Below are 11,031 nucleotides of genomic sequence, written 5' to 3'. Positions count from 1 at the left end.
CCCCCCGCGGCATAGATAAAGATTGTTCAGCAACAGGAGAAACGGTAGCATGCGGTTTAATGGCTACAGAACCACGCACTGTGCCTACATTGCCACTCTTAATATATGCACCATCACCAATGTAATAGTACTTTTTGCCTTTAATAGTCTTAGTGCCGTAATAATTTATAGTAGTGTTCTTCTTAATATAAGTAAAGCCTAAGTAGTTATTCATACGTTGACCTTTTGAGTTATAAGGATAAGCATTATGACTTAAGGTCAAATTCGGCTTACTCATATCAGTTGGAGTAGCTCCTGAAGCTGTAGGTGCTACTGTGGCGTGTGGCTTAATTGAAGATGAACCCTCGACGTTGCCAGCCTTAATATATTTCACCATGTCCTAAATTGTAATATTTTTTACCCTTAATCTTCTTTGTGCCAACATAAGACATAGAGGTGCCTTTTTTAATGAAGTATTTACCCAAGCTGCTCTTGATGCGCTTACCTTTGTAATTATAAACATAAGCATTATGAATCAAAGTTAAAGTCTTAGCAGTTGGAGCAGTCGTTGCATGCGGCTTAATTGACTGCTGTTCATTGCTAGTAATTGTATATGTTAATTTTCCCTTCTTATAAGAGATTGTCCCTTTAACTGCAGAAGCTGGTAACCAATATTGGTTATTCTTTTGTACGCTTAAATAAGTTTCGCCTTTCATATTCTTTACAGCATAAACAGGGTGACTGCCACCTTTTTCAGCTATAATCGATTGTTTCTTTTCTTGGCTATTAACGAAACTGGTATTCTTAACCACCTCAACCGTATTGTTACCAACTGTACTATATACACTTGCGTAAACTACATTTCCATTATGTGAAGAAGTCATCCCAGTAACAGAACTAATACCCATTATTGCAATAGCTGACGCCATAATAATTTTAGAATTCATCTTCATAATCTCTCGATCTCCTTCTATCAAATTTGCCCTGTCTATGTCTATATCCACGTATATTATAAAATTTTATTGTAGTTTAATTAATATATTTTGTTATTTTTGTAAAAGAAAGTATCATAATGCCAGCGATCTGCAGACATGAAGAATTATGAAAACGTTATTTTAATATTGTGCATAATAAAAAAGATCAAATTTTAAATTCGATCTTTTCTACATTTATTTTTTAATTTTTATTCCCAATCTTTATCTTTGGAAAGTGGAAGTTTATGCCAGTAGTCTTCCTTGTTAGTTTGACGACCACGAGCAATCGCCATATCGTATTTGCCAACGTCCTTAGTAATAGTTGAGTCAGCAGCAATAAAGGCATGATCTGCAACATTGATTGGGGCAATAAGTGTTGATCCAGCACCGATAAATGAGTGGTCACCAACATTAGTATGGAACTTCTTAACACCATCATAGTTAGAGAAGATAGTACCACAACCAATGTTAATATCCTTGCCTAAAGTTGCATCCCCAACATAAGTCAAGTGACCTACCTTAGTATTTTCACCAATTTCTGCCTTCTTAATTTCAACAAAGTTACCAATATGAGCACCCTTGCGAATAATTGCCTTAGGACGAAGGTGAGAGTTTGGACCAATATCGGTATTGTCATCCATTTCTGCTTCTTCAATAGTAGAAGAAGTAATAGTTACACCATTGCCAATCTTAGAATCAACAATTCTTGAACCATTAGTAATGTAGCAGTCACTACCAATTTCAGTATTGCCCTTGATAACTACATTGCCTTCAATAACAGTGTCGTTGCCAATTTTTACATCTGCATCGATATAAGCAGTATCAGGGTCAATAAATGAAACACCATCACGCATATGTGCTTCATTTATTCTTCTTTGCATAGTCTTAGTAGCTTGAGCTAAAGCAACACGGTCATTTACACCAAGGCTTTCGCTAAAGTCAGGCATCTTGTAAGCACCAACGCGTTCACCATTGTTACGCAAGATTTCAAGTACATCAGTTAAGTAATATTCACCTTGAGCATTGTCATTATCAACATGCTTTAAAGCTTCAAATAACTTTTGGTTGTCAAAACAAAATACACCGGTATTAATTTCCTTAACTTTTAATTCGTCAGGATTACCATCTTTTTGTTCAACGATTCGTAAAACATTGCCTTGATTGTCACGAATAATTCTGCCGTAGCCAAATGGATTTGGAGCTTCTGCAGTCAAAACAGTAGCAGAATTACCCTTTTCTGCATGATACTTAAACAATTCATTAAAAGTATCAGTAGTAAATAGCGGAGTATCACCTGTAACTACTAAAGTAGCACCTTCTTTATCGCCTAAAGCTTCTTTAGCAGTCATTACTGCATCACCGGTACCCACTTGTTTTTCTTGGAAGGCAAAATCAGACTTATTTGCCAATATCTTTTCAACTTCGCCAGCACCAGTACCTACTACAGTAACAATCTTTGTAGGATTAATTCCACTAGCAGCATCAACTACATGTTCTACCATAGTTTTACCGCAAACTTTGTGTAAAACTTTGTACAACTTTGACTTCATTCGTGTCCCCTTGCCTGCGGCAAGAACAACTACATATTTTTCCATTAGTAATTAACCTCTTAATAATTAAAACTTTGGTCTAGTATAGCATTTAAAAGCGATCAAAATCAGTCTCATTTAAGAAGTTTCCTGGTTCAGCCAAGATGAGCTTCTTTGCTGTATCAATTTTACTAATTTTTACTAATGAAAGGTAATTCTTAACTAATTTTTCTTTATCAAAATCAGCTTCACAAAGAACGCAAATACCGGCAATATCACCTTTGAATTCCTTAACTAATTCTTCCATTCCAGTTAAGGTGCCGCCGCCCTTCATAAAGTCGTCTACAATTAAAACCTTAGCGCCTTTTTTAAGAGCACGAGTTGGCAATTCCATCTTAGAAACACGGGCTAATGAAGATGAAATATAGTTAACTGAGACTGTTGCTCCTTCAGTAACCTTAGAACGTTTTCTCGCTGTTACGAATGGCACATCCAAATAGCGAGCTACAGCTTGAGCCAAGGCAATTCCTTTAGTTTCAACTGTCATTACGGCATCTATATCATCATAAGCGTAGCGAGTGGCAACAAGTTCACCGATTCTACGTAAATCTTGTGTATTGCCTAAAATATCTGATAAATAAACAAAACCACCAGCAAGAATTCGACTAGGATCTTCAATTCTTGATACTAAATCATATAAATAATCTTCTGCATGATTTTTACCTAAAAATGGAATGTAGCGTACCCCGCCAGCTGCTCCTGCTACAGTTTCCAAAATACCATCTTGGTTATTAGCTAGTGTGTGTTTCAAAATGGCTAAATCTTCTGAAATAGAGGACTTAGCAGCACCGTATCGCTTAGCAAAAAATGGCAACGTAATTAGAGTATGGGGACGCTCCATTAAATATTTGGTCATATCAACCAATCTTTCTGAACGTTTCATGATATTTCCTTTCTAATGTTTGGCTTTATACTTAATAAATATACTATAAAGAGCAAAAAAGCACTAACATTTTTAATGTTAGTGACATTTTGAATTGTGTTTAAGCTTCAGCTTCCTCAGCCTCATCATCAAACTTTAATGCAATATTCTTAGTTAATAAATCAGTGTAACTGTAAGAAACATGTTTAAAATTATTTTGATGTTGGTCTAAATCGACCACAAACACTGCAGGAAATGTTTCTCTGAGAATTCCCCGTCTCTTAGTAACTTTCTTACGACCCGCTTGAGCTACTACTGTTAAGGTATCACCTAAGTGAGAATCCAACTTATGCTTTATTGTAATAATCGATGTTGGCACTAAACAACAACTCCTTTAATGACATTCTATCACATTTTTAAGGTAAAATCAATATTATACACTACTTAGCTGGGATATTTCTAGATATTTCTAGATATTTCAATAAATTGTTCAATTGTTAAATTCTCAGGTCTTACTCGTGGATCTACGCCAAGCTTTTTGATTAATGCTTCACGCTTTTCAGAATCTGGAATTAAGGTTTTCAAGTTGTTATTTAGTGTCTTTCTGCGCTGGGAGAAGCACATTTTTACCACCCAAACGAAGTGTTTGCGATTCTCAATCTCAGGCTTATTCTTCAATGGAGTTAAAACAACTACGCTCGAATCAACCTTAGGACGTGGCATGAATGAATTATGATTAACTTCCAGTGCCACCTTGACATCCATTTCAGTTTGGACAGAAATAGTCAAAGGACCATATTCTTTACTACCAGGCTTAGCTTCCAGTCTTTCAGCCACTTCTTTTTGCATCATTAAAGTTAAACTGGCAAAATGCAAATCTGATTCAGCCAAAGCAAAAATAATTGGAGTAGTAATGTAATATGGCAAATTAGCAACTACCTTGATTGGCTTACTCATATCAAAAAAGCCAGCAAGATCTTCTTTAAAATTAGCTTTCAGTACGTCTTTAAGCATTAATTTAAAGCGATCTTCTAATGGAGCATCACCAATTTTTTTAGGCAGTTCATTTTGCAAAATTTCAGGTAAGCTGTCATCTACTTCATAGGCAAAAACTTTTGCACCGGCAAGTAAAAGCTGCTCTGTTAAAGAACCAATACCAGGACCGATTTCAATTACTTGATCACCTGCATGAATATCTGCCGCTTCGACAATACCCAAAATTGCATTTTGATCAATCAAGAAATTTTGACCCAAGTTTTTCTTAGCCTTTACAAAATAGCGGTTAATAATTACCTGGGTTCTCACCGCAGAACCAATTGGAATATTATTTGCCATTCTTTGCCTCCTCTACTGCCTGCTTCAACTCATCAAGTGAAACACCAAAGGTATGCAAACGATTATAAAATTGCTTAGAATTGCCATAACCTACTCTTAACTTAATGCCAACTTGTTCACGCAATTTACGTGAGCCCGTACCACCTGCCAAGCCTAACTTACGGTATTCTTCTTTTGTTAAATCACTATTTTTCGGAGCAACTTCGTGTAAATCACTCAAAGCCTTTTCAAGTGCCTCTTTTGAAGCATGTTCTACGCCAAGGCTCCCCTTTTTATGAGGTTCGCCCTCTTTACGTGTAATAAAGGCTTGCTTTGCATTAGGCACCGCGTTAGTGACAATCCGGCGAATACGCTCACCATTAAAGTCAGGATCTGTAAAAACAATAATTTGTCTAGTTTTACTAAGCTGCTTCAACTGAGTTAAAACACTATCTGAAATAGCAGAACCGTTGGTTTCTACTGTCTCAATTCCTGGGAAAAATTGTTTTAAACGAATAGTGTCATCTTTTCCCTCAACAACTACTACCGCATCAAAATTCTTTTTATTTAAGACCATAAACTCTCACTGTATTTTTATAAGTAGCTTCTGCGACTTCTTCAAGTGGAATATCTTTTAATTTAGCAACGGCTTCTGCAACATAACGCACATAGCCAGTCTCATTTTGACGACCGCGATATGGCTTAGGCGTTAAGTATGGTGCATCAGTTTCCACCAAGATTCGATCAAGTGGAGCTGCTTTAGCACTTTCATGAACTTCAGTAGCCTTGGTAAAAGAAACCACACCTGAATATGAGAAGTAGACATTCAAATCCAAAAACTTGTTTAACCAGTCAATTCCACCATTAAAGCTATGCAAAATCGCGCCATACTCTAAATTGCTATTCTTCAAAATATCGTAGCAATCAGGAAAAGCATCCCTAGTATGAATATCAACCGGCATTTTTAGATCATGCGCTACTTCGATTTGACGTGCAAAAACTTCGCGTTGTAAATCCCTAGGCGATTCATCCCAATAATAATCGAGACCGATCTCACCCATTGCGACAACCTTAGGCATTTTTAACTGCTCAATTAGCTTATCTTCAGCCTTTTGATCATAATCTTTGGCCACATCAGGACAATATCCTACCATCGCATAGACATTATCGAATCTTTGAACCAAATCAACAGCTCGCTGATTAAAATCCGGATCTTGACCCGCACATATTACTTTAGTTACTCCTAAACTTTTGGCACGTTCAAGATAATACTGTTCCTTGCCTCTAAAAGGCTCATCATTTAAGTGAGTATGGTTATCAATAATCTCCATTAGCCTAATTCAGCTCCAACTGAGTGTTCATCGCCAACAAGTGCTAATTTAACTTGACCATCTTTTTCACTGGATAAAAGCATGCCTTCGCTAAGGTGACCTAACATCTTGCGTGGCTTCAAGTTAGTAACAGCTAACACCTTTTTATCAAGAAGTTCACTTGCATCTGGGTAGAACTTGCGAATACCACTCAAAATTTGACGTTCTTTACCATCGCCAAAATCAAGCTTGAACATAAGCAACTTGTTTGAGCCCTTAACTGGTTCTACTGACAAAATTTGACCTACTTGAATCTTTACCTTGTCAAAATCGTCAATGGTAATTTCGTTACCCTTCTTTTGTTCACTTCTAGTGGTCTTCTTTGGCTTAGCCTTAGCCATTTCATCCTTGATGTATTTAACTTCTTCTTCGGCCTTAAGTCTTGGGAAAATTGGCTTTGGTTTTTCAACAACTTTGGTGTTCCAACCAAAATCATTAAAGGCTAAATTCTTTTGATCTTCATCATCCCAGTTCAAGCCAAGTTGTTCAAACATCTTAGGTGCAGTTTCAGTCATTACTGGATAAATCATGATGGCGATCAAACGCAAGCTTTCAGCTAAGTTGCTCATTACATGAGATAATTCATCCTTCTTGCCTTCTTTATTCAATACCCAAGGGGTAGTTTCATCAATGCACTTGTTAGCGCGGGCTACTAACTTCCAAATACTATCTAAAGCTTGTGAGAAATGAAGTGAATCCATTTGTTCACGATAGTCAGCAATTACACTAGCAGCTGTATCTTGCAAGTCCTTGCCAAACTTGTCTTGAGTAACAGGAACAGGTGCAACTTGACCATCTTGGTATTGGTTGATCATTGAAACAGTACGGTTAAGCAAGTTACCAAGGTCATTAGCCAAATCGTAGTTAATTCTTTCAATAAAGTCTTCAGGAGTGAAGATACCATCTGCACCAAATGGAAGTGCATGCATCAAGTAGTAACGAAGTGGATCAATACCATAACGGCTAGTAAGTGATTCTGGGTAAACGGCGTTACCTTTAGACTTAGACATCTTACCGTTCTTCATCAATACCCAGCCGTGACCAATAATATGTTTTGGCAACGGCAAATCAAGTGCCATCAACATAATTGGCCAATAAATGGTGTGGAAGCGGACAATTTCCTTACCTACCAAATGAACGTCTGCTGGCCAGTATTTCTTAAACAATTCATCATGATCTGAACCATAGCCTAAAGCAGTAATATAGTTTGAAAGAGCATCAATCCAAACATAAACCACGTGCTTTGGATCACTTGGCACAGGAATACCCCAGTTAACAGTAGTACGAGTAACTGAAAGATCTTCAAGTCCTGGCTTAATGAAGTTATTAAGCATTTCCTTTTCACGAGAGTGAGGCAAAATAAATTCAGGATGTTCCTTATAGTATTCAACCAATCTGTCAGCGTACTTGCTCATCTTGAAGAAGTATGAAGGTTCCTTAACCAAACGTACTTCATGACCACTTGGAGCCTTACCACCAATAACGTTGCCATTATCATCCTTATAAACTTCGGCAAGTTGTGATTCTGTGAAGTATTCTTCGTCTTCAACTGAATACCAACCAGTGTATTCGCCTAAGTAAATGTCGCCCTTCTTTAAAAGCTTTTCAAAGATTTTTTGAACAGCCTTAACGTGTTCCTCGTCAGTAGTTCTAATGAATTTATCGTAAGAAATATCGAGGCTCTTCCATAACTTCTTGTATGATGCAGCCATCTTATCTACAAATTCTTGTGGCTTAATTCCTTGAGCTTCAGCCTTTTGTTCAATCTTCAAGCCGTGTTCGTCAGTACCAGTTAAAAAGAAAGTGTCGTAGCCTTGACTACGCTTGTAACGAGCCATGGTATCTGCGGCAATTGTGGTATAAGCATTACCAATAGTTAATCTACCAGATGGATAGTAAATCGGGGTTGTAATGTAAAAAGTATCTTTATCAGCCATTAATTAGTCATACTCCTTTATTCGTCTAAAATATCTATTCTATAATAACATGCTAAAAAAGAAATTGGACTAAAACACCAATTCCTTTTTCATTAAAATTTTTCTTTTTTCAAATATAAGTGCTTAACTGCAGTAGTTAATAAAACATATATTACTTCTAAGGCAACGACTACTAAAGTAAAGCCAATTGGCAATTGCGTTAATCCTAAACTAGGCGCAACGTTAGAAGATGGCAAAACGCTGCCCCAAATAGCTAAGCCGAAGGTGACAAGAATGACAACTGGCGTCGCATGTTGTCTAAAAAATGGGAAGCGTTCATCCCGCAATACATGAATAACCATTTCTCTTGTCCATAGAGATTCCACAAACAAGCCAGAGTAAAACAATGATTGGAATACCCAATGATGATAGTCTGCTCCCACCAAATATGGACAAATCACATAAAACATTAATGCTATGGTGATTAAATCGATTATTGCGGGAATTGGGCCAAAGTTAAATACGAATTTAGGCCATTTATTAATTGACCATTTTTGCGGTTTTTTCACATAATTTCTGGATACGCGGTCAAACGGAATTACTAAGCAGCTGAGACTATAAATCAAATTTAAGATAAGCAGCTGCAAAGGCAGTAATGGCAAAAACGGCAAAGTAAGTGAAGCTATTACCATCGCAATAATGTTGCCAAAGTTGGTTACCAAGAAGGTCTTGATGTATTTCATTGTATTTGAGAAGACTTTGCGCCCAGTAATAATCATTTGTTCAAGCAACTGCAAATCTTTTTGTTCAAATACAATGTCGGCGGATTCTTTAATAATATCGACAGAACTATTAGATGTCACGGTTACATCTGAGACTTTCATTGCTAGAGCATCTTTGTTGCCATCGCCCATGTAGCCTACTGTATGTCCATTCTTTTTTAGAGCCTGGATAATCTTAACCCGCAATTCAGGAGTTAAATGAACAAAAATATTACATTTTTCAACAATTTCAGCCAATTCTTCTGCCGTTGCTGTTTCAATTTGTTCACCATCGTAAACTGTATCGACGTTTAAGCCGACTTGCAAAGCAATCGCTCTAGTAACCGCCTCATTATCGCCGGTAAAGATTTTGACGTTTACATTATCATTTTTAAGATCTTGTAAAGCCTCTTTAGTGCTTTCCTTAGGTGGATCAAGATATGCCAAATAGCCAATAATTGTTAAATCATTTTCATCTTTAGCAGAAAATTCTCCCACTGGCGCTGGATTCAATTTATAACCAACTAACAGCACTCGTAAACCATCATCATTCAGTTCATTGATTTGATTAAGGATTCTTTCGCGCCAAGCATAAGTCAACTTTTCGCTTTTGCCATTGACTTCAACTTGATTAGAAATATCCAGCATCCCTTCAGCTGCGCCTTTAGTAACCAATAAGTGTTGCCCGTGGTGTTCATCATTATCAACCACCACAACGCTCATTCTTTTTCTGCTATAGTCAAAAGGAATTTCGTCTATCTTGTTGTAATCACGCTGAATCTCGTTTACATCTAATTCATCACCAGCCGCATCAATCACTGCTTTATCAATCAAATCCTTCATCCCGGTTTGATAATAAGCATTTAAATACGAAAACTTTAGAATACGCGGCGTTTCTTCCATTTCCAAATCATAGTGACGCTCTAGAACTACCTGCTTTTGAGTTAATGTACCTGTTTTATCGATACAGAAAACATCAGTTGAGCCCAAATTTTGAATAGCATTCATTTGCTTGACTACCACGCCTTGTTTGGACATTTCAAGTGCGCCTTTAGTCAGATTGCTGTTAACGATAATCGGCAAAACTTCAGGAGTAAGTCCAACTGCCGCTGCCAAAGCAAATATTAGGCTCTCTCCCCAATCACCTTTTGTTAAACCATTAATTATGAATAAAAAGGGCAACAAAATAGCTGTCGCAATTATTAAAATTTTAGCAAGCTGCTTCATTTCTCGATCAAACAGCGTTGTCTTGACCTTTTTGCGTGAAATTTTCTGAACTTCTTTGCCAAAAACGGTGTTGTTTCCTACCGCAAAAACAATGCCGCTACCGGAACCGGAAACAATCGTAGTTCCCTCATACAAAATATTGGGATAATTTAGGTAATCAGCTAACATACTCGGTTTTAGCGTAACGTTGGCAACTTTTTCTGTCGGTTCGGAATCACCATCAAGATAGCTAGAAGAACAAAATAAATCCTTACTTGTTAACAGCTTCATATCAGCTGGGATCATGTCGCCTGCAGATAAGTTGATCACATCGCCAACTACTACATCTTCAGTTGGCAATTCCATATTTTTTCCATCACGCCTGATATTGGTAGTAACTGACACCATATTTAATAATTTGTCAGTAACCTTAGCAATCCGTATTTTCTGAATAAAATTTGCCACAACAGAAATCAGAAGTATCAGTAGCATTACCAATACAGTCTCTATATCACTATTGCCATGAGGAACAATGTAACTAGTAAAGGTGGTAAGCAAGGTCAAAATAATTAATACCAAAGTAAATGGTGTTGCTAAGGATTCACCCAATAATTTCCATTTAGATGCATTGGTATTCGTTCTTATCTCATTTTTGCCATATTCCTTTCTATTTTCATTAGCTTTTTTGGTTGAAAGTCCTTCGGCACTCGCTTGCAGCCTCGCTAGCGTTTCGCTACGTGATTCACGTGCAATCCGTTGAATTCGTTGAATGTCAACATTTGAATGTTTTTTGCTCGCTGGTTTTAACATTCTACAATTCCTCTCATTCAATAGACAAGCAAACAAAAAAGCCACCTGCTATTTCTGCAGGTGACTTGCACGCCAAACAAGGCTTTTGTCATACTCGTCGTTCAGTTTTAACACTACGTGACGTAAGCACGTGCTAGCTATCTGGATCTCGCCTTAAGTCGACGACACCTATTTAACCCGTTGGCATCTCTGGATGTTTCTGGGCGATAGCGTGTATTCACGTAGGAGTCTCACCTAACAGTTTTACTTA

General features: G+C 37.3%; 10 protein-coding genes and 1 riboswitch. All 10 genes read right to left on the bottom strand.

Going from position 1 to position 11,031, the window contains the following annotated elements:
* On the bottom strand, window positions 1-376 hold a 376-nt coding region (locus tag HMPREF0518_RS10015), incomplete at its 3' end, for an SLAP domain-containing protein (protein WP_003625579.1).
* A complete protein-coding gene (locus tag HMPREF0518_RS10010) occupies window positions 360-926 on the bottom strand; it encodes an SLAP domain-containing protein (protein WP_230478125.1) in 567 nt (188 codons plus the stop codon). The genes HMPREF0518_RS10015 and HMPREF0518_RS10010, both read right to left, overlap by 17 nt.
* A gap of 236 nt (window positions 927-1,162) precedes the next feature.
* Window positions 1,163-2,548, bottom strand: a complete 1,386-nt coding sequence (gene glmU / locus HMPREF0518_RS01985; protein WP_003625577.1) for a bifunctional UDP-N-acetylglucosamine diphosphorylase/glucosamine-1-phosphate N-acetyltransferase GlmU — start codon at window positions 2,546-2,548, stop codon at window positions 1,163-1,165.
* A gap of 46 nt (window positions 2,549-2,594) precedes the next feature.
* Window positions 2,595-3,425 (bottom strand): pur operon repressor, encoded by an 831-nt coding sequence (gene purR / locus HMPREF0518_RS01980; RefSeq protein WP_003625576.1) that lies wholly within the window; start codon window positions 3,423-3,425, stop codon window positions 2,595-2,597.
* Between the two features lie 100 nt (window positions 3,426-3,525).
* Window positions 3,526-3,783 carry a Veg family protein gene (locus tag HMPREF0518_RS01975; protein ID WP_003625575.1) on the bottom strand — a complete coding sequence of 86 codons (258 nt, stop codon included), beginning with the start codon at window positions 3,781-3,783 and terminating at the stop codon, window positions 3,526-3,528.
* 80 nt (window positions 3,784-3,863) lie between these two features.
* On the bottom strand, window positions 3,864-4,739 hold the full coding sequence (rsmA, locus tag HMPREF0518_RS01970; protein ID WP_003625574.1) for a 16S rRNA (adenine(1518)-N(6)/adenine(1519)-N(6))-dimethyltransferase RsmA: 876 nt from the start codon (window positions 4,737-4,739) through the stop codon (window positions 3,864-3,866).
* On the bottom strand, window positions 4,729-5,295 hold the full coding sequence (rnmV, locus tag HMPREF0518_RS01965) for a ribonuclease M5 (RefSeq protein ID WP_003625573.1): 567 nt from the start codon (window positions 5,293-5,295) through the stop codon (window positions 4,729-4,731). Before rnmV ends, rsmA begins: the two co-directional genes overlap by 11 nt.
* Window positions 5,282-6,049: a TatD family hydrolase gene (locus HMPREF0518_RS01960; protein WP_003625572.1), complete on the bottom strand. Its 768-nt coding sequence runs from the start codon at window positions 6,047-6,049 to the stop codon at window positions 5,282-5,284. Before HMPREF0518_RS01960 ends, rnmV begins: the two co-directional genes overlap by 14 nt.
* Window positions 6,049-8,025, bottom strand: a complete 1,977-nt coding sequence (gene metG / locus HMPREF0518_RS01955; protein ID WP_003625571.1) for a methionine--tRNA ligase — start codon at window positions 8,023-8,025, stop codon at window positions 6,049-6,051. The genes HMPREF0518_RS01960 and metG overlap by 1 nt, the downstream gene beginning before the upstream one ends.
* Before the next feature lie 92 nt (window positions 8,026-8,117).
* Complete coding sequence (gene mgtA, locus HMPREF0518_RS01950; RefSeq protein ID WP_003625570.1) at window positions 8,118-10,781, bottom strand: magnesium-translocating P-type ATPase; 2,664 nt, start codon at window positions 10,779-10,781, stop codon at window positions 8,118-8,120.
* Window positions 10,782-10,866: 85 nt separating this feature from the next.
* A riboswitch (M-box (ykoK) riboswitch) is annotated at window positions 10,867-11,030 on the bottom strand.
* Between the last annotated feature and the right edge of the window lies 1 nt (window position 11,031).

The organism is Lactobacillus helveticus DSM 20075 = CGMCC 1.1877 (genome assembly GCF_000160855.1).
Taxonomy (GTDB): Bacteria; Bacillota; Bacilli; order Lactobacillales; family Lactobacillaceae; genus Lactobacillus; species Lactobacillus helveticus.
This window is presented reverse-complemented; position numbering and strand designations above follow the sequence as displayed.

Excerpts from the sequence above, each read along its gene's own strand:
- HMPREF0518_RS10010 (WP_230478125.1), bottom strand. The coding sequence starts at position 926 with ATGAATTCTAAAATTATTATGGCGTCAGCTATTGCAATAATGGGTATT.
- glmU (WP_003625577.1), bottom strand. The coding sequence starts at position 2,548 with ATGGAAAAATATGTAGTTGTTCTTGCCGCAGGCAAGGGGACACGAATG.
- purR (WP_003625576.1), bottom strand. The coding sequence starts at position 3,425 with ATGAAACGTTCAGAAAGATTGGTTGATATGACCAAATATTTAATGGAG.
- rsmA (WP_003625574.1), bottom strand. The coding sequence starts at position 4,739 with ATGGCAAATAATATTCCAATTGGTTCTGCGGTGAGAACCCAGGTAATT.
- rnmV (WP_003625573.1), bottom strand. The coding sequence starts at position 5,295 with ATGGTCTTAAATAAAAAGAATTTTGATGCGGTAGTAGTTGTTGAGGGA.
- HMPREF0518_RS01960 (WP_003625572.1), bottom strand. The coding sequence starts at position 6,049 with ATGGAGATTATTGATAACCATACTCACTTAAATGATGAGCCTTTTAGA.
- metG (WP_003625571.1), bottom strand. The coding sequence starts at position 8,025 with ATGGCTGATAAAGATACTTTTTACATTACAACCCCGATTTACTATCCA.
- mgtA (WP_003625570.1), bottom strand. The coding sequence starts at position 10,781 with ATGTTAAAACCAGCGAGCAAAAAACATTCAAATGTTGACATTCAACGA.